Origin of the sequence: Luteimonas colneyensis (assembly GCF_014836665.1) — a bacterium.
Lineage (GTDB): Bacteria > Pseudomonadota > Gammaproteobacteria > Xanthomonadales > Xanthomonadaceae > Luteimonas > Luteimonas colneyensis.
This window is the reverse complement of sequence record NZ_JACSQJ010000001.1, coordinates 553546-572231: the sequence shown is the minus strand read 5'-3', so window position 1 is coordinate 572231 and position 18686 is coordinate 553546. Positions and strand designations below refer to the sequence as shown.

Annotated in this window: 17 protein-coding genes and 1 pseudogene; 8 read left to right on the top strand and 10 right to left on the bottom strand. The window is 66.7% G+C overall.

Going from position 1 to position 18686, the window contains the following annotated elements:
* Positions 1-34: 34 nt before the first annotated feature.
* Positions 35-1027, bottom strand: a complete 993-nt coding sequence (locus H9645_RS02575; protein WP_225217916.1) for an AraC family transcriptional regulator — start codon at positions 1025-1027, stop codon at positions 35-37.
* A gap of 137 nt (positions 1028-1164) precedes the next feature.
* Between H9645_RS02575 and H9645_RS02570 the strand changes: the two genes are divergently transcribed.
* From H9645_RS02570 to H9645_RS02550, 5 genes are all read left to right on the top strand, one after another.
* Positions 1165-1902 carry an SDR family oxidoreductase gene (locus H9645_RS02570; protein WP_191728153.1) on the top strand — a complete coding sequence of 246 codons (738 nt, stop codon included), beginning with the start codon at positions 1165-1167 and terminating at the stop codon, positions 1900-1902.
* A 30-nt stretch (positions 1903-1932) separates the two neighbouring features.
* Positions 1933-2697 (top strand): SDR family NAD(P)-dependent oxidoreductase, encoded by a 765-nt coding sequence (locus tag H9645_RS02565; RefSeq protein ID WP_191728152.1) that lies wholly within the window; start codon positions 1933-1935, stop codon positions 2695-2697.
* Positions 2698-2723: 26 nt separating this feature from the next.
* A complete protein-coding gene (locus tag H9645_RS02560) occupies positions 2724-3572 on the top strand; it encodes an SDR family oxidoreductase (RefSeq protein WP_191728151.1) in 849 nt (282 codons plus the stop codon).
* Positions 3573-3701: 129 nt separating this feature from the next.
* Positions 3702-4163: an Rrf2 family transcriptional regulator gene (locus H9645_RS02555; RefSeq protein WP_191728150.1), complete on the top strand. Its 462-nt coding sequence runs from the start codon at positions 3702-3704 to the stop codon at positions 4161-4163.
* A 35-nt stretch (positions 4164-4198) separates the two neighbouring features.
* Positions 4199-4828, top strand: coding sequence for a class I SAM-dependent methyltransferase (locus H9645_RS02550; RefSeq protein WP_191728149.1), 630 nt, complete (start codon positions 4199-4201; stop codon positions 4826-4828).
* Positions 4829-5056: 228 nt separating this feature from the next.
* Here the strand turns inward: H9645_RS02550 and H9645_RS02545 are convergent, their stop codons facing one another.
* Both H9645_RS02545 and H9645_RS02540 read right to left on the bottom strand, forming a co-directional pair.
* On the bottom strand, positions 5057-5347 hold the full coding sequence (locus H9645_RS02545) for an alpha/beta fold hydrolase (RefSeq protein WP_484497232.1): 291 nt from the start codon (positions 5345-5347) through the stop codon (positions 5057-5059).
* A 31-nt stretch (positions 5348-5378) separates the two neighbouring features.
* Positions 5379-6495 (bottom strand): annotated as a pseudogene (locus H9645_RS02540) (IS3 family transposase).
* A gap of 816 nt (positions 6496-7311) precedes the next feature.
* On the opposite strand from H9645_RS02540, the gene H9645_RS02535 reads away from it, so the two are divergent.
* Positions 7312-9894 carry an esterase/lipase family protein gene (locus H9645_RS02535; RefSeq protein ID WP_191728147.1) on the top strand — a complete coding sequence of 861 codons (2583 nt, stop codon included), beginning with the start codon at positions 7312-7314 and terminating at the stop codon, positions 9892-9894.
* Between the two features lie 52 nt (positions 9895-9946).
* Here H9645_RS02535 and H9645_RS02530 read toward each other — a convergent pair whose 3' ends face one another.
* Both H9645_RS02530 and H9645_RS02525 read right to left on the bottom strand, forming a co-directional pair.
* Positions 9947-10159, bottom strand: a complete 213-nt coding sequence (locus H9645_RS02530; protein ID WP_191728146.1) for a hypothetical protein — start codon at positions 10157-10159, stop codon at positions 9947-9949.
* Complete coding sequence (locus H9645_RS02525) at positions 10156-10344, bottom strand: VOC family protein (RefSeq protein ID WP_191728145.1); 189 nt, start codon at positions 10342-10344, stop codon at positions 10156-10158. Before H9645_RS02525 ends, H9645_RS02530 begins: the two co-directional genes overlap by 4 nt.
* Positions 10345-10570: 226 nt before the next feature.
* Here H9645_RS02525 and H9645_RS02520 point away from each other — a divergent pair, with 226 nt between their 5' ends.
* Positions 10571-11815 carry a hypothetical protein gene (locus H9645_RS02520; RefSeq protein WP_191728144.1) on the top strand — a complete coding sequence of 415 codons (1245 nt, stop codon included), beginning with the start codon at positions 10571-10573 and terminating at the stop codon, positions 11813-11815.
* Positions 11816-11868: 53 nt separating this feature from the next.
* On the opposite strand, the gene H9645_RS02515 is transcribed toward H9645_RS02520, so the two are convergent.
* Genes H9645_RS02515 through H9645_RS02505 form a run of 3 tightly spaced genes read right to left on the bottom strand, consistent with a single transcriptional unit; the run spans position 11869 to position 14263 of the window.
* Positions 11869-13023, bottom strand: a complete 1155-nt coding sequence (locus tag H9645_RS02515) for a threonine aldolase family protein (protein WP_191728143.1) — start codon at positions 13021-13023, stop codon at positions 11869-11871.
* Entirely contained in the window at positions 13023-13508 is a 486-nt protein-coding gene (locus H9645_RS02510; RefSeq protein WP_191728142.1) for a YaiI/YqxD family protein, read from the bottom strand. Before H9645_RS02510 ends, H9645_RS02515 begins: the two co-directional genes overlap by 1 nt.
* 56 nt (positions 13509-13564) lie before the next feature.
* Positions 13565-14263: an SIMPL domain-containing protein gene (locus H9645_RS02505; protein WP_191728141.1), complete on the bottom strand. Its 699-nt coding sequence runs from the start codon at positions 14261-14263 to the stop codon at positions 13565-13567.
* 206 nt (positions 14264-14469) lie between these two features.
* Here H9645_RS02505 and H9645_RS02500 point away from each other — a divergent pair, with 206 nt between their 5' ends.
* Positions 14470-15018, top strand: a complete 549-nt coding sequence (locus H9645_RS02500; RefSeq protein ID WP_191728140.1) for a type 1 glutamine amidotransferase domain-containing protein — start codon at positions 14470-14472, stop codon at positions 15016-15018.
* Positions 15019-15139: 121 nt separating this feature from the next.
* Here the strand turns inward: H9645_RS02500 and H9645_RS02495 are convergent, their stop codons facing one another.
* Positions 15140-16996 carry a glycerophosphodiester phosphodiesterase family protein gene (locus tag H9645_RS02495; protein ID WP_191728139.1) on the bottom strand — a complete coding sequence of 619 codons (1857 nt, stop codon included), beginning with the start codon at positions 16994-16996 and terminating at the stop codon, positions 15140-15142.
* Positions 16997-17136: 140 nt separating this feature from the next.
* On the bottom strand, positions 17137-18660 hold the full coding sequence (locus tag H9645_RS02490; protein ID WP_191728138.1) for an FG-GAP repeat domain-containing protein: 1524 nt from the start codon (positions 18658-18660) through the stop codon (positions 17137-17139).
* Positions 18661-18686 lie beyond the last annotated feature (26 nt).

Below are 18686 nucleotides of genomic sequence, written 5' to 3'. Positions count from 1 at the left end.
TGAAACCGGGAAGCGTCAGACCCTGAGCGAGGATTCAGTGAGATATGGCGAATCCCGAGACCTGCACTGCAGGCGACAGGGCAAAGGAAACCCGCAGGTCGCGCACTTCCTCAACCGGGCTTCGTCCGAAGAATCGTTTGAACTCACGACTGAACTGCGAGGGGCTTTCATAGCCGACGCGAGCTGAGGCAGCGGCTGCGGTAAGGCCATCGCGAATCATCAGGAGCCGGGCTTGGTGCAGCCGCGTCGACTTGATGTACTGGATCGGCGAGGTCTGGGTAACGGTCTTGAAATGCGCGTGAAAGGCCGGGACGCTCATGCCGGCCTCGCCCGCCAGGTGGGCGACGCCGAGGGCCTGCGCATAGTCGGCGTGGATGCGCCGCAGTGCCTTGGCGACCTTGCCGAACTGCCCTTGGTGCGCCAACGCCGCCCGCATGGCGCCGCCCTGGTTTCCGACGAGCACGCGGAAACAGATTTCCCGCACGATGGCCGGGCCGAGGATCTTCGCTTCGAGCGGGGAGGCCAGGACCTCGAGCAGACGCAACGTGGCATCGGCCAGGACTCCCCCGAGTGGAGTCGAAATCATGCCGCGTGGCGCAACGTTTGTGTGATCCCGCGACTGGCCGATGGCCAGTACCAGGTCTGCCACTGCGGTCAGATCCAGGCGCAGGGAGACGGCCAGCATCGGCTCCGCTTGGCTGGCTTCGGTTTCCGTAGAGAAAGGCAGCGGGACCGACAGCACCAGGTAATGCTGGGCATCGTAGAGATAGATCTCGTCTCCCAGGAAACCGCGTTTGCGACCCTGGCAAACGATCACGATGCTCGGCTCGTAGAGCACAGGGGTGCGACCCAGGGGACGATCGGAGCGCATGAAGCGGACACCGTCCAGGGCAGACAGGGTGTAACCCTCGTTGGGCGCGAGTTCTGTCAGCAGGTTGGTCATGCGTCGGGAGACGGTGACGTCGGCAGTAGGCATGCTTGATTCAGTCGGTTCAAAAGGGGTCTCGCGATAGGAATTGTCGATCAACGCCCGGTAATTGTCGATCGAGATCGTCGTTTGTTATAGCAATAGGCAATAGCCACAGAGTTGTGGGTATTCGCACGACAGGGCGTCGTTCCTAGCATGGGCCATCCGCGGAATGTCTCCGCAAAAGGGAAGCCGACATGTCCGGAACCATCGAGCCCAAGGTCATTCTCGTCACGGGAGCCAGTAGCGGCATCGGCGAAGCCACGACCCGCCTTCTGGCGGCCCAAGGGCATCACCTCGTCGTCGGCGCGCGCCGCACCGAGCGGCTGGCAGCGTTGGTCGGCGAGATCCAGGCCAGTGGTGGCTCAGTGCGCTACCGCGCACTGGACGTCACCTCTTTGAAAGATGTCCAGGCCTTCGCCGGGTTCGCCATGGATGCGTTCGGCCGGATCGACGTCATCGTCAACAACGCCGGAGTCATGCCGCTGTCGCCGCTGGCCGCGCTGGACGTGGACCGATGGAATCGCATGATCGACGTGAATATTCGCGGCGTGCTGCATGGCATCGCGGCGGTGTTGCCAGGCATGCAGGCACAGGGCCATGGCCAGGTGATCAACATGTCCTCCATCGGCGGATTGGCCGTCTCGCCCACGGCGGCGGTGTACTGCGCAACGAAATTCGCAGTGCGCGCCATCTCTGACGGTCTTCGCCAGGAGAGCGACAAGATCCGTGTGACCGTGATCTGCCCAGGCGTAGTCGAATCCGAGTTGGCCGACACGATCTCTGACGATACAGCCCGCAGTGCCATGCGCGAGTTCCGCCGCATCGCCCTATCCGCTGACGCCATCGCACGGGCAATTTCCTATGCGATCGAGCAGCCGGCGGAAGTGGATGTGAGTGAAATCGTGGTGCGGCCAACAGCCAGCCCCTATTGATTGCCAGCCCAGGCAAAAAGGAAGACGAACATGACACCCAGCACATCAAGTACTGAAGCAACGTTCGACGGTAAGGTCGCCATCGTGACAGGTGCGGCAAGTGGGATCGGGCTCGCGACGACGGAGCTTCTGCACGCGCGAGGCGCAAGGGTCATCGCGGTGGGAAGGAGTTCAAACGTCGAAAGGCTGGCTCGCCCTGGCATCGTTCCGCTCGTTGCCGACGTGGCAAACGAAGAGAGTGCGGTGCGCGCGGTGACCCTGGCGAAAGAGACCTTCGGAAAGCTCGATGTTCTCGTCAACAACGCCGGCATCATCATCAACAAGCCGGTCGTGGAGATGACACTCGACGAGTGGAATGGGATCCTGGCGGTCAACGTGACAGGCGCCTTTCTGTTTTCCCGCGAGACGATGCGGCTGATGATGCCCGCGGGGCAAGGCGCGATCGTCAATGTTGGCTCCTACGCCTGCTATCAGGCCTTCCCAGGCATCGCCGCCTACGCAGCCTCCAAGGGCGCACTTGCGCAATTGACCCGGGCGCTCTCGCTTGAAGCGATTGACCACGGTATCCGGGTCAACGCGGTGGGTTCGGGCGATGTAGTGACCAACATTGCCAATCACATGCATGCAGACGGCCCGGGATTCCTCGCCGAGCACGGCAAGAACGCACCCATCAAGCGCGCAGCCAAGCCTGTTGAAATCGCCGAAGTGATCGCTTTCCTGGCCTCGGACAAAGCCAGCTACCTCGTCGGGTCGGTTGTCATGGCCGACGGCGGCATGAGCGTAGCCCTCAAATAGCCGCACACAACCACAAAGGCCATACCATGAATACAATCCCGAAAACCTGGTTCATTACAGGCGCAGCAAAAGGCATCGGCGAGGCGTTGGCGCGCCAGCTACTGGAACGTGGCGACCGCGTCGCCGCGACCTCGAGGTCGCTCCGGTCACTCGAAGCCGCGCTCGGTCCGCCCTCGGAGCGCTTGCTGCCGCTGCAGGTGGATCTGACGGACGAGCGCAGCGTCCAATCCGCTATCGAACGAACAGTCGCCACATTTGGCCAGCTTGACGTCGTCGTCAACAATGCGGGCTATGGGCAGCAGGGAACGATCGAGGCCCTGTCGGATACCGAGTTGCGCAAGAACTTCGAGGTGAATCTCTTTGCGCCAGTGAACGTGTTGCGCCATGCGTTGCCGCATCTTCGGCGCCAGCGGTCGGGCCACATCTTCAACGTCGCGTCCATCGTCGGCTTTCAAGGCGGCTATGCGGGCTGGGGCAGCTATGTGTCCAGCAAGTTCGCTCTGGCTGGCTTGACCGAGTCCCTGGCGGCCGAGGTCGGAGAACTGGGCATCAAGGCGACCGTGCTGTATCCCGGACCCGTGCGCACTGACTTCCTGTCACCCGGATCGCTGGTCGTGGCCGAACGTCAGATCGGCGACTACAAGGAGGCGCAGGTCTCGCTGGAGCTGCACCTGGGAACCTACGCCGGCAATCAGTCCGGCGATCCCGCGAGGCTGGCTTTGTTGATTATCCAGGCCGCTGATGACGCCAAGCCGCCGCTTCATCTGTTTGCCGGCCATATCGCCAACGAACTGGCGGTACAGAAGATGCAAGCGATAGGTGAGGAGATGGAGATCTGGAAGGTCTCATCCGAGGCAACGGACTTTCCTGTCTGAGCAAATGCAAGCTGCGTGCTGCCGTTCTGCCTCGTGCGGTTCGGCAGCACGCAGCTCAGCATGGGGCGCATGCGACGTCGGTGCTCCACGCCGTTGACCTCCGCGCGCTCAAGTAATACGATAACTTACATGAGGCGGGATAGCCGATTGTCTGGAGTGCTTCACCTTTTGCTGCACATGGCGCAGCAGAGTGGCCCGGTGACTTCCGGAGTCCTGGCGAAAGCGATGAGCACCAATCCGGTGGTGATCCGCCAGGTCATGGCTGGCCTGCGGAATTCCGGATACGTCCGGTCGGAAAAGGGGCATGGCGGCGGGTGGACGCTGACCTGCGACCTGTCGGAGGTGACGCTGCGCGATGTCTACACTTCACTCGGCTGCCCTTCGCTATTGGCCATTGGCAACCGCACGGATGAGACCGGCTGCCTTGTCGAGCAGGCCGTGAATGTCGCTCTTGACAGGGCATTCCGGGATGCGGAGGCGCTGTTGCTTTCGCGCTTCGGCGAGGTGACGCTCGCGGCGCTCAACGCCGACGTTTGCAAGCGCCTCGCCGCCCGGGGCGGATCCCATGATCTTGAGACGAATCATGCGTAAGCCCATTCTCTACCCAGGCAAGAGTCGTGACCCACATGGCTGAGCTCTGGGAAACTACCTTCGTTGAGAAGCAGCTGATGTGGGGGTCCGAGCCGACGGCCTCTGCAATCTTCGCCAGCGACTACTTCGCTCGAATGGGCGTCAAGGATGTCCTGATACCCGGCGTTGGGTACGGCAGGAACGCCAAGGCGTTCCTGGACCAGCGCATGTCAGTCACTGGGATCGAGATATCGGCCACTGCAATCGCGCTTGCCCGATCACGACTTGGCCTCCAGATCCCTATCCACCACGGCCCGGTGGCAGACATGCCATACGACAGCAGGCAGTACGACGGCGTCTTCTGCTACGGACTGATCTATCTCCTGGGTACGGACGGGCGCACAAAGCTTGCCCGGGACTGTTACCGACAGCTGGCACCAGGTGGGTACATGATCTTCACAGTCATCTCGAAGAAAGCGCCGATGTATGGGCAAGGAGCAAGGCTGGGCGACGATTGGTACGAGAGAGGACCAGGCCTGCAGATGTTTTTCTACGATGCAGCGTCGGTCGAGCGGGAGTTCGCTCCATATGGGTTGATCGAGTTCTCCGCGATTGATGAGCTGATGCCCGGCGGGGGCAGTTTCCCGTTCATCAATGTGGTTTGTAAGAAGGGCGATGACCTTTGAGGGATCAGCCCTTGCAACGTGCCCATTGAAGAACATCGAGGGCTCATCGGCCAGACGTTATAGACGGTTCGTTGCCTTATGAACGTGTGTTGTTAGTAGCTTGCTGACGTAGAACTTGCTTCAACAGCGGGGTCGCGTTGTGTGCAACATGAGGCTGTATCAATACCAACGAAGCGAGAAAAGCCGACCATAGGGGCAAGCCATGGTCGGCCCAATTCAGCGGTTCGCTCAGCTCTCGATGAAGTCCAGAAGATCCTGGTTGAAGCGCTCCTTGTGTGTGTCGGTCAGGCCATGCGGTGCGCCGGGATACACAATAAGCTTCGCCTCTCTGATCTGTGCGGCAGACGCCTTTCCGGAGATGTCGAGCGGCACGATCTGGTCGTCGCCGCCGTGGATCACCAGCGTCGGCACATCGAATCTCTTCAGGTCCTCGCGGAAATCCGTGGCCGAGAATGAGGCGATGGAGTCGTAGGTGTTCTTGTGGCCGGCTTGCATGCCCTGTGCCCACCAACTGTCGATCAGTCCTTGCGAGACCGACGTCCCCCCGCCTTCAGTAGCGGTCGGCTTTAGAGTCCGGGGTTAGGGTATCCGAGCCCGCCAGGGTTTTGGCATAGGCTCCTGGGTCAGCCCGCCGAGCGCGTTCTTTGGCCGTTCTTCGTTGTATTCGCGGCGCCAGGTTTCGATGACCGTGCGGGCGTGCAGCAGGCTGGTGAACCAGTGCTCGTTGAGGCATTCGTCGCGCAGGCGGCCGTTGAAGCTCTCGACGTAGGCGTTCTGGTTCGGCTTGCCCGGCTCGATCAGGCGCAGGGCGACGCCACGGTTGTGAGCCCACTCGAGCATGGCCTTGCCGCAGAACTCCTTGCCGTTGTCGGTGCGGATCACCTCAGGCAGGCCGCGCTGGACCGCGAGACGTTCCAGGATGCGCACCACGCCGTGACCGGAGATCGCGCGCTCCACCTCGATGGCCACCGACTCGTGCGTGGCGTCGTCCACGATGGTCAAGGCCTTGAGCACCCGTCCGTCTGCCGTCCGATCGAACACGAAGTCCATCGACCAGACCTGGTTGGCGCGGTCTGGCCGCAACAGCGGTTGCCGTTCGCCCACTGGCACCTTCTTCCGCTTCCGGCGCCGCACCTGCAGCTTCGCTTGCTGGTACAGCCGCTCCACACGCTTGTAGTTCACGAGCACTCCTGCTTGCCTGAGCTTGAGGTAGATCATCCCGACGCCGTAGCGCTTGTATCGCTGCGCCAGCGCCAGGGTGCGCTCCCGAAGCTCGACGTTCCGATCAGGCGCAGGTTGGTAGCGGTACGCGCTGGCGCTCATGCACAGCACCGCCAACGCCCGCCGCTCGCTCAGCCCCTTGGTCACCATGTAGCGCACCTGCTCGCGTCGAGCCGGTGCGCTCACCACTTTTTTCGAAGGACGTCCTTGATGACCTCGTTCTCGAGAACCTGCTCGGCCAGCAGCTTCTTCAGCCGGCCGTTCTCGGTCTCAAGCTCCTTCAGGCGCTTGGCATCGGGCACGGTCATGCCGCCGAGCTTGCTCCGCCACAGGTAGTACGACGCCTCGCTGAAGCCGTGCTTGCGGCACAGCTCCTTGACCGGCAGTCCGGCCTCGGCCTCGCGCAGGAAGCCGATGATCTGATCTTCGGAAAAGCGCTTCTTCACGTCCAATCTCCTCGCTTTGGGGAATTGGACTCCAGTTCGCCGTGCTACTCAAAACCGGGGGGACGTCGAGGAACTCCATGTCTGTGAATCACGTCCTTAGTCTGGATACTACAAGGGGATTTGGACTTCTCCAGTGATGCAGGCTGCGGTTTGCGACGGCGGTGCGGCAAGGAAGGTGGCGTCCTTGATCCGCCCGCTGCCGATCCTGGCTTGGATGCCCCCCAAGCAGGTCGGGACGCACAGCTCCAGACGCGCTCTGCATCAGGGGGTGGCGGTGTATCGCGAGGGCCAGGTCGAGGTCCTGCGTCCGGCGGGAGCCACAAGGTTGAATAGCCGGGGCTGTTATTGAACGCTAAGGCCGCGGGATTCGACAAAGGGAGACATGGTGCTTCAGTTGCGCCACGATCTTCATATTATTTCGGCGCGACAAGTATTGGATGGCGCGATTGTGGCGCGATTGTGGCGCGGTTCAAGCGGTACGTTGAGCGTCAGCGAGAGGCTGCCGAACGGGGCGGCGTCCTCGCCCGGATCAACCTGCTCGACCCCGACAAGATTGCCCGGAGGCGGCGTTGAAGCGCTTCCAAAGCGAGACGTACACGGTATCGAACAGCGCGCTGTATTCGTGGAGGCTCTTACCCGAATGGAGCGGCAGGTTGAACATCCGCATGCTTGACGGGGAAGCTTACGGACTGTGCTGGCGAACCGAGTTGCCAGGCGGGGCGGGGGGCGATAGGCTCGGCACACTAGCCGGTTTCGGGGATCGCGCACGTGCGAGGGGACGGAGTCGGACAGCGACGCAGCGGGTGTGAGCGCGTCATGGCAATGGTGGTGGCCATGATGCTCACCGCGGCGATTGCTACGGGTGGCGGGCCCGCGGTGGCCGCCGCCGACGCCCACGCATGCGGTCCCTTGCCCGAGTCGGTCGACATCGTGATCTCGTTCGAGCTGAGTGGGTACCGGGAGGAAGATCCGGACCACTCCCACCGCAAGTTTGACTGGAACCAGTCGGTCCAGGTCGAGGGCACTCTGTACCAGCAGTACGGCGACGGCGTTTATAACGTTGCGTACCCTGGATCGAAGGTGAAGGCCAGCGGTTCGCTTTCGCATAGTTGGAGCGAGGTCTACAAGAAGACCGACGTCATCGGCGAGGGCGGGGCCAAGGGCGGGGAGCTGTCGTCCGAATCGACGCTCCGGCTCGTCGTCAAAGACGATAGTGGCACCTGCCGGTTCTTCGTCAGCTACCAGCCCCTCTTCGATGGCGTTCAGTTCAAGTCGCACTATTCGAACAAGGCGCCCCAGGAGTCGATCAGCGGCGAGGGCTTCGGCAGTTTCGTAGTGCACGGTGAGCTCAACGCCAACTGGACGGGCCAAGCTGGCGCGTCGGGCACTATTCCCCTCGGCACCACCACGCTTGTCGTTGGTGACGACGAGCTCAATGGGCCGAGTGGCACGTCGCTCAGCGTCGAGGTGGCGCTAGGCGAGCGGCCGTTGACGCCGTCGGCGGAACTGGTGGTGGAGCACCTGGATGTGCCGTCGCTGGAGGACTGGGTGGAAGTGCCGCCGTCGGGCACGTTCGAGGGCAATGTCGTGCGCCTGACCGCGCTGGTCGGCAACCCTTCGACCGCCGCGACCGCCGAGGTCACGATCCGCGACGCGAGCCGCGACATGCTAATCGCGGGACCGGTCCACGTCGCGGCCGAAGCGGGCGAGAACGAGTACCAGTGGGAGCTGGCGACCGAGGGGCTCACCTGGGACGACGGAGAGCGAGCCGACGACCTGGACCTGCGCCTCGAGGTCAAGATGTACGGCATGGCATCCCGCGACCAGGCGATGCTGGCGGTCAACCCGCGTCCGGTCGTGCTCGTGCACGGATGGAACAGCAACGCCGCCGGGTGGGACGGCTATGCGAAACTGCTGCAGACACGCGACCCGGACTGGGAAGTCCATGCCGTGGGCGACGGGCGCTTCGAAGGCACGATGCAGACGGGTTCGATTGCCAACCCCCTGGACCGGGGCAGCGGCCTGGTGGCCAACGCCGGGCAGCTCGGCACCTATGTCGAGGATCTGCGCGACGAGCTCGATGCCCAGCGCGTTGACCTCGTCGCGCACTCGATGGGTGGACTCATCTCCCGGTATTACGTGGCCATGCTGATGGCGCATACCAACGGCACGCCGGTCGCCACCCGCCTGTTGATGCTCGGCACCCCCAACCTCGGGTCGCCGTGCGCCTCGATCATCCCGCACTCCTCCGCGTTCGACCTCGATCCCGCGGTCATCGCCCAGTTCAACGCCGTGGTCTCCGCCACCTATGGCGTCCAGCTCGCGATCCTCGCCGGTGACGCGTGGCCAACCACATGCCACGTCGCGGGCGAGGGCGACATGGTCGTGCAGGTCGAAAGCGCGTTCGCCCTGCCTTACGTTACAGACCGCCGGCGCACCGGCACCGACCACGTCTCGATGACCCGCTCGGTCACCGATGCGGAGGATTACGTCCTGCCGCGCCTTACGCGCTCTGCTGCCGGTGACACCGGCCGTGTCGCCGCCCTCAGTGACGCATCGGTCATCCAGGCCAATGCCTCCGCCGGAGCGTTCGCCCCGATCGTGGTCGCGAGCGGCATCGCCGAGATCGACAGCCTCGGCAGCGTCGAGATCCCGATCACCGTCGACGCGCTCGACCGCATCGGTGCCACCGTTGCTGCCATCCCCGGCATCACTGCCGAGCTCGTTCCGCCCGCACTGGTCGCCGCCGCCGTCACGACCACCACCGACGACAAGCGCACTTTCGCCTCCACCGACGCGGTCGAGAGTCCCGTGGTGGGCAACTGGACCTTGCGGCTCACCTCTAATGCGAGCGAGCGCGCCTCGGTTGCCTACGCGGTCGCAGGCTACGCGACCGCCGCTCCCACGCTCGCCGTTGAAGCCTCAGGTGACGGGCTCGTCACCACGGTCACCGGCGTGGCCGCAGGCTCGACCGCCACCGTCGAGGCCGTCATCGTCGACGCACATGGTCGCAGCACTGTGCTGCCCGCAACCGTCGGCGGCGCTGGCCGCCACACCGTGGTCGTGCCCACGTCGGCCGACGGTGCCACCGTCGTGGTCACAGCACGGGGCGAGGGCTGGCAGCGCGTCGTGCGCGCCCCCGTCGTCGACGGGAAGACCTTTCCTGTTCAGGATCGCCGATTTCCCGACCCCATCGCGCTGGTCACGTCGCCCGAGCCGATCGAACCCGACCAACCCTCAGCAGACGCGACCACCCCGAACGCCACCACCGACGATAGCGGCGACGGTCTCCCCGTCGTCCTCATAGCCATCGTTTTGCTCGCTGCCGGCGTAGCCGGCGGGGGCGTCCTGGTCCTGCGCCGGCGCTGGATCGCGGCCACCCGCCCGCCCAGGCCTTGACCTTTTGGGCGATCCCGGTTTGGCGCTGAGGCGGTGACGGTACTCGACCGGATCAATCTGCTCGACCACCAGCCGCACTGATGAACTCCCCTGCGAGACCTTCGCGGAGCAGGCCAGTGTTCACCCCGGTCACCGTCATGAAGGAACGGCTGGTGCCCTGCGGGAGCTTCTCGAACGAGAACCGGCCCATCACCTCGCGGCTGCCCTCGGATAGCGCGTCGAACCAGCCCCGCGCCTCGGCCGCATCTTCGTTATGCAGGGTCATGTCGAACCCGTTCTTCGGTTCCTGGACCGGTAGACCACCAGCCTGGTGTCGCCGGTGCGGTAGTCCAATACGTCGTCCATGGCCTGGTCGCTGGGCTCGAGGCCGAGGGTGCCGGTGTAGAACTCCCGCGCGCGCTCGTGGTCGCTGACCGCGACGATGGCGCTCGAATTCCTGTCCTTCAGCATGGACGCCTCCGCTGTCGCTTCGGTGCGGGACGCGACGGGCGCCGGCCGCGGGGCTGCGAGACTGCGCCGGACGGTGTTGGAAACGCGTCAAATACCTGTTCACCGGTCACGAGTAGTGCTTCGCCTGCGTCCTGTGCCTGGCACGCCCGGGCTGGCGGGCCGGTAAGGTGTCTTCAGGGAGCGACGCAATGGATTGGAGAACGTGATGCGCGTGATCGCAAAGGTCTTGGCCGCGCTGGTCGCGCTGCCGGCCATCGGGCTGCTGCTCCTGGTCGCCATCAACTGGCGTGACCAGCTGCCTTCGGCCGACGCGGAGCGGTTCGACGCCATGCTGCGTGATCGCCCTGCGCTGGCCGATGCGGAGAACGCGTATGTCCATCTCATGCAGCTGGCGGGTCCGGGTGACCCGGCATACAGGGATGCGCGAAGCGCGGACGTCGACGCGCTTTCCGCGGCGTGCCAGCAGGTCACGGCGTGCGCGGACGCGCTGGAGAAACATCCCGACGTGCTGTCCGGCTGGCTGTCTTCGGAGCAGTGGCTGCTGGACCGCTATCGCGGGATGCTGCACGCCAGTCAGGGCTGGCGGGAACCCGTTCCTGCCGATCTGGACGCGACGTTCCCCGCCTTCGGGCCCGCGAGGGACGCGCAGAAGCTTCATCTGCTGGACGCCTGGGCGCGCGCGCGGGCAGGCGATGCCGGAGCGGTGCGCGACATGCTCGATCGCGACCTCCGGTTCTGGCGACGGGTGGTGGCGTCGTCGGACCTGCTGATCTCGAAGATGGTGGCCACGGATGCGGTGGAGCGGAACTTCGAATGGGGCGCCATGGCGCTGCGTTCGCTCCCCGCCGATGCCGTGGACGGCGCCGTGCCGCCCTCGTGGCTTGAGCCGATCACGCTGTCCGAGCGTTCGCTGACGCGGGTGCTGGGCGGGGAATGGAATTTCATGGCGTCGACGATCCGCTCCGCACTGGTGGCCCCTGGAGAGGGCGAGGACGCGGGAGTCCTGTCGAGCCCCCTGCAGCGCGTGTTCTTCCAGGAGCAGGCCACGCGCAACCTGTTCGCGGCGAACCTGGCGGAGATGGGGCGGGTGTCGGAGCGCCCGTATCCCGAGCTGCGCGATGCGCTCGACGCGGTGGCGACGGCGGAGCGGGGAGGGATGAAGTCCTGGCTGCGCCCGTACAACCCCGTGGGTGCCGTGCTTGCCGCCATCCCGCCGCCGGCCTATGTGGACTACGTCGCGCGCGCGGCGGACCTCGAGGGCCGGCGTCGCGTCACGCTGCTGGCCGCGACCCTGCACGCGACCGGCACGCCACCTGCGGGCGTCGCACAGGCGCTGGCGGAGACGCCCTTGCGCAGCCCGTACGACGATGCAGCCTTCGGCTGGGATGAGGCCGGGGGCCGCCTGGTGTTCCAGGGCCTGCGGTCGGGAGAGAAGGGGCGGTATGCCATCGCGCTGTATCCGGAGCCTTGAGGGCGGCGGCTGCCGGACAGCGGCTCGTGGCCAGTGACCTTGAAGCGATCCGCTCAGCCTCCGACGGATTCGCTGAACTTCATCGCCAGTACCTCGGCCGGCGTCCGCAGGAGCGTCGGGTTCACCTGCATCGCGAACCTGCCCGTCTCCGGATGCCCATGCGACAGCACCACGCCGCGCCCGGCAAGCCGTTCGTGCAGCAGCTCCGGGGCCACGCCGGTCGCGGTCATGAAGAAGCGGCTGGTGCCGTTGGGAAGCTTCTCGAACGCGAACCTGCGGTCGTCCCGCAACAGCGCGATCAGCCGGTCGGCCACCTGCCACGCGTTCGCATAGTCGTCCAGGTAGCCGTCGACGAAGCGCAGCGCCACGGCGGCCGCGGGCCAGGCATTGGGCAGGGCGCCGCCGAACATGCGCCGCTGGTGGTACAGGCCTTCGATGAAGCCGGCGTCTCCGGCGAGGATCGCGCCGGAGGCGGCGTTGAAGTGCTTCCACAGCGAGACGTACACGGTGTCGAACAGCGCGCCGTACTCGTGCAGGGACCTGCCGGAATGGAACGGCAGGTTGAACATGCGCGCGCCGTCCAGGTGCAGGCGGATGCCGCGCTCGCGGGCCAGGCCGCAGACGCGCGCGAGCTGGTCGAAGTCGACCATCTCGTGGTGGCGCCGCCGCACCGGCGACTCGATGGCGATCACGCCGACGCGGGTTTCGACCCGGCCGCTGCCGGAGCGCGCCAGCCAGCGCTCGACCTCGTCGAAGGTCAGCGTGCTGCTGCCCTCCGCCAGCGGCACCAGGTTCAGCCCGCTCAGGGTCTGGGCGCAGTCGCCGCTGTCGTTGTAGAGGTGGCTTTCCGCCTGCACGAGCACGCGGCGGTCGTGGCCGGCGAGCTTGCGCACCGCGAGGTGGTTGGCCAGCGTTCCGGTGGGGAGGTAGATGGCGTCCTGCTTGCCGAGCAGCCGGGCGAACCTGAGTTCCAGCTCGCGGATGACGCCGCCGCGCGAGTAGTTGTCGGCCGCGAACCCATCCTCCGCCGCGACCTCGGCCAGTATCGCTGCGTATTCCGGCGGGCCGAGTCCGAGGCCGTCTGATGCGAAGTCCACGGTCGTGGGGGCGGGGCGGCCGGCACGGGTCGCCACGGGCGCGGCGGTGGCGGGCAGCAGCGGCGACGCGGCGGCAAGGCCGCCGACGCCCAGGAAGCGGCGGCGATCCATCAGGGCGCCTGCTTCCGCCGCGCTACCCAGCCGTCCAGCTGGTTCGCGAAGGCCTGGCGGTCGCGGGCGCCGAAGGCGGCGGGACCGCCGGTCTGTACGCCGGCGCCGCGCAGTTCTTCCATGAAATCGCGCACCGACAGGCGCTCGGCGATGTTGTCCGGGGTGAAGCGCTCGCCGCGCGGATTGACCGCATCGGCGCCCTTGGCCAGCACGCGCGAGGCCAGCGGGATGTCCTGGGTGACGACCAGGTCGCCCGGGCCGGCGCGCTCGGCGATGGCGTCGTCGGCGGCATCGAAGCCACCCTGCACCTGGATCGCGCGCACGAAGCGCGAGCCGGGCGTGCGCAGCCACTGGTTGGCGACCAGGGTCACCTGCATCTGCGTGCGCTCGGCGGCGCGAAAGAGGATCTCCTTGACGGGGCCGGGGCAGGCGTCGGCGTCGACCCAGATCCGGGGAGGCCGGGGCGAGGTGTCGGTATCGGTCATGCGGGGATGTTAGCCGCTGGCCGGGCCGAGGCCGGGCTCATCCCGCACCTGCCTGATCACCGCGCAATCTCGAACACCGCCGACACCCGCTCGGTGAAGTCGATTTTCGGCTGCAGGTAGCGGCCGCTGTCGATGCGCGATCCGGTGACCTGGATGCGATCCAGCGTGGTGTTCCCATACCCGTGCGCCTGCATCGAGTTGAGGCTGTTGATGCTGTACACGGGCCCGAGCCGGCCGCCAAACGCCACGGCAAGCCCGCCTGCCTTCTCCCGCGCATCGGCCACGGCACGCGCCCGCGCGTCCTCGCGCAGGCGAGCCTCCTGGCTGGACTTGAAGCTGACGTCGGACACGTCGGTGAAGCCCGCCGCCAGCGCGGCGTCCATCCACGCGCCCAGCCGTTCCAGGTCGTCCAGGCGCACCTTCACTTCGCGGCTGGCGACGTGGGCCGAGGGCAGCCGACGGTCGTTGTCGTCGTACTCCTGCTCTTCCCGCAGGGCGAGGTCGGAGGCGGTGATGTCGTCCGGGTCCACGTCGAAGTCGGGCGCCACCTTCAGCAACGCGGCGACCGCGCGGTCGACGACGCGTTTGGCCTCGCCGGCATCCGCGGAGCGGTGCCGCGCGACCATGGACACGGTCGCCGAGTCGGGTGCAACGCTGACCAGGCCTTCGCCCTGCACGACCACGTGCGGGGCGTCGGGCAGCGGGGTGCCTGCGACGACTGCGGCAGGGGACAGGGCGAGGGCTGCGGCGATCATCCATGTGCGCATGGCGTGGGCTCGTTCTTGGCGGAAGGAGTGTGCAGCCTACCCGCGCTCAGCCGGACTGTGCTGGACACGGGCCGGCGGTCGGCCGCCGGGAACCCTCTGCGCATGCGACCGACCATGTCCTGCCGCCGATCACGCTGCGCCAATGGCCCCGGGCCCATCCTGATGCGCCCACAACGTCAAACCGGGAGCACTCCATGGGCAAGTCCCTCGAAGGCAAGACCGTCGCCATCCTCGCCACCGACGGCGTCGAGCAGGTGGAACTGACCGAGCCGCGCAAGGCGGTCGAGGCCGCGGGTGCCACCGTGCGCCTGCTGTCGCTGAAACCCGGCGAGATCCAGGGCATGCACCACGACAGGAAGGGCGACAGGCTGCCCGTGGACGGCGTCGTGGCGGACGCGCGCGTGGATGACTACGACGGGCTGATCCTGCCCGGCGGCGTGCAGAACCCCGACACCCTGCGCATGGACGAGAAGGCGGTCGGCTTCGTGCGCGACTTCGTGGAAAGCGGCAAGCCGGTCGGCGTGATCTGCCACGGTCCGTGGGTGATGATCGAAGCCGACGTGGTCCGCGGCCGTCGCATGACGTCGTGGCCAAGCGTGCGAACCGACCTGCGCAACGCCGGCGCGGACGTGGTGGACGAGGAAGTGGTGGTGGACCAGGGCCTGGTCTCCAGCCGCAAGCCCGAGGACCTGCCGGCCTTCTGCCGCAAGCTGGTGGAAGAGTTCGCCGAGGGGCGCCACTGAGCCGTGCAATTCCGGCGCTGGCGTGGGCGCACTGCGCGGCGGGGGCTGCGCGCCTCGGGTCGGGGCGCGTCGACGCGCCGAGCTGGCGACGCTTGCGCTGGTTCGCCTCCGCGGGATGTCGTCAGTGCCGGAACCAGCTGTGCAGGCGCACCAGCAGCAGCTCGACCTCGGTCAATGCCGCCCGTTCGTCCCGCAGCCGCACCGCGAGTTCCGGCACGTCGGTGCTGATGTCGTCCACGCCCAGGTCCATGTAGCGCGCCATGCGCACCGGATCGTTGACCGTCCAGGCCTGCAGCCTGTAGCCGCGGCGGCGCGCATCCGCGACGGCACCGGCATCCACCTGCAGATGGTTGAGGCCCAGCATGTCGAAGTCGGTGCGACGTGCGGTGCCGGGCAGGGCGGCGTTCGCGAACAGGGCCAGTCGTGCCCCGGGGGCAGCGAAGCGCGCGGCGCGAACGAGTTCGGGGGACAGCGAGGCCAGCACGACGGCGTCCTGGTAGCCGCTGCGCCGGATCTCGCGCAGGGTGGCCGCGAGGAGGGCGTCGGCGTTGTCGGCGTCGGGCTTGAGCTCGACCAGCGCAAGCGCGCGTCGGTCGATGAAGGCGAGGGCTTCGTCCAGCGTCTGGATGCGCTCGCCGGAAAAGCGCGGATCGAACCAGCTGCCGATGTCGATATCGCGCATGTCGGACAGCGCCGTCTCCGCCACCGGGCGCGGGTCGTTGGCGACCCGCCGGAAATCGCTGTCGTGGAACACGACGACGGCCCCGTCGGCGCTCAGCCGGACGTCGAATTCGATCGCATCCGCACCGGCGTCGATCGCCGCCTGGAACGCCGCGAGGGTGTTCTCCGGTGCCATCAACGCGGCGCCGCGGTGCGCGGTCACCGTCACCTCGCGGCGCAGGTTCATGCTGCCGACCGCGATGCTGGCCTGCACCAGCGCGACCGCGAGGAACGCGGCCTCCGCACCCCAGACGAAGCGGCCCGGATGGTGCGGCGTGGCGTCCAGGGCGCGGGACCCCCGTGCGCCGCCCAGGCGGTGGAACAGGGCGCGCACCAGCAGCGTGTTCGCGGTGGTGCCGAGCAGCAGCGCGCCCAGCAGCGTCGCTGCGTTGAGCGTGAGGTAGGCCACCATCCCGAGGCTCAGCAGCAGACGGTGTTGGGGAAGCCAGTCCAGCAGCGGCGTCGCGGCCTGCTGGTACAGCCAGGTCACGGCCAGCGGCAGGGCCGCGACGGTGAGCGCGACGCCGGCCACCAGCGTGGAGATGCGCAGGTGCCGGCCGCGGGTCAGCGTGCGGCTGCGGCGCAGTGCGCCCAGCGGCGAGTGCCCCTCCAGCACCAGCGCCGGCGTGGCGAGCAGCCAGCGGAAGTACAGCGTGGCGTGCAGCAAGAGACCGATCGCGAGCACCGGCAGGAAGCCGCCCAGGAACCACCAGAGTGCCGCGGGCCGGGCCACCAGCACGAAGTAGGGGTCGTAGCCGCGCAGCAACAGCCAGTAGAGCGCGGCGCCGATCGCGAGCCACGGCATCGCCAGCACGGCGTGCGCGGTGACCTGCAGCGCGGCCAGCGCCGCCAGCGGAACGGCCCGGCGCAGCATGCCCAGCAGGGCCGCCGCGGCCGTGCGGTAGCGGCAGCCGTGGCTGGCGGAGACCAGCAGCATGCCGGCCTGCTGCAGCATGACCACGTACCAGGACAGGGCGCCGGCCAGCACCAGCCAGGCGAGCGCCAGCAGGTTGTCGAGCACGCCATCGAGATCGCCGGCGAAGGGGCGTTCGATCCAGTGCAGCAGCGCCGCCAGCGACCAGGTGGTCAGCGGTGCCGCCGCCACCGTCGCGAACGCGGTGAACAGCAGGTACCAGGCCAGCATCGGGCGCAGGTGGCGGCGCAGGTCGCGCCGGATGTCGTGCACCAGGATGCCGCGCAAAAGCGCGCGGTCATCGGCGTCGGGTGCGGGGGCAGCGGGCGGGGCCGGGAGGGGCATGCCCGAAGTGTTGCACGTGATGTTGCGGCGGAGATCCTGCTTGCATCCACGCAGGAGTTTCCAGGGGATCCGCGGGTGGCCTGTGCTGGACTAGCTGGTCGGCTGCCCCGGAATCCCAAACAGCCGGCCGCCAGTGGGACTCATTTCACGCGCTCCGGCAGCCCGGTCATGACGCGACGCGACGCGGTGCCGGTGTTGTTGGCCAGCTCGATTTCATGCGTGAGCGTGGTTGTCGTGGCGGAGACCGTGACCACGGCGCGGCGATCCCGCGTGGTCATCGCCAGCGGCACGTGGATCCACTCGCTGTCGTTGGCGGCCAGAGCGTCCCGCGAGCACGTGAAGCGGATCGAACCGGCGTCGCGATGTTCAACCGGGCAGGGGGCCTGGGCGTCGACGAGTGCGCCCTGCGACACCTTGATCGTGACCCGGGTCTCCACCGCCTCGGCATTCCGTCCGCCCACATTCGCGAGGTGCAGGGACAGCTGTCCGTCGTCCAGCCGGGCGTCGAGGGCCAGGTCCGCCACGGCATTGCAGCCTTGTCCCTTGTGGATGACCAGGCCGGCGTTGTAGTTCGCCACGGCCACGTCGGGGCAGCCATCGCCGTCGAGGTCGCCGACGCCCATCCCGTGCGGATTCAGGTGGGTGGCGTACAGGCCATCGATCCACGTGCCCTGACCCAGGCCCTTGGCGTCCTGCAGGAAGAAGCTGATCCCACCGCCGCCGTGCAGGATCAGCAGGTCGTCGCGGCCGTCGAGGTCGAGGTCGCGTCCCAGCATCGCGTTGGGGTAATACTCGGTCGTGATGCTGCGGTCGTAGACCAGGGTGCCGGCGTCGTCCTGCAGATAGATCTTCACTTCCGTGTGGTCGCCAACGAGCGCAAGGTCGTCGCGTCCGTCATTGTTGAAGTCGCCCACGCCGACGGCATCGCCGCCCCAGACACCATCCGTCGGGTCGATAGTGGTCGGGCCCTTGAATGAGGGCGTGCCGTCATTGAGATAGACATAGGCGTTGGTCTCGCCCTGTCCGGACTGCACCACGAAGTCCTGGTAGCCGTCGCCATTGAAATCTCCGCTGTCCAGGTCGTTGTAGCCGTCGGCGGGTGTCGGCAGGTGCACGGATTCCCGTACCCCGCCGCGACCGTCACCCATGTAGATGACCGCACCTTCGCTCCAGCCGTGCGCCACCACGTCGGGTGCGCCGTCGCGGTCGGCGTCCAGCAGCGCGACATTGGTCGCCCTCCAGCCGATTTCGTGGGTGTGCATCGTCGTGCGGACCACCGGCCACAGGCGTTCCTGGTCCCAGTCGATGATCATGATGCCGCCACCGTGGCCGAGGACGATTTCCTGTGCCGCATCGCGATCCAGGTTGCCGACGACCAGGCTGGTCTGGTTGGCGAATCCGTACGGGAACCGCAGTGGCGGGGCGAGCGAGCCATCGGCCTGCTGCAGGTAGACCAGCACCTGGTAGTCGTTCCCTTCGTCGAAGTAATACGTGGTGGACACCACCACGTCGTCGCGGCCGTCGCCGTTGACGTCACCGACCGCCGCAGCGTCGGGCCAGCTCCCGATCGGGTGGACTTCAGACGGTGCGAGACCGTAGGCGGCATGGACCGTGGGCGCGGCCAGCATGAAGCCTGCCGCGAGGATACGCGCTGTATCGAGCATGGTGTTCCCCTGTTGCGCGAGCGAAT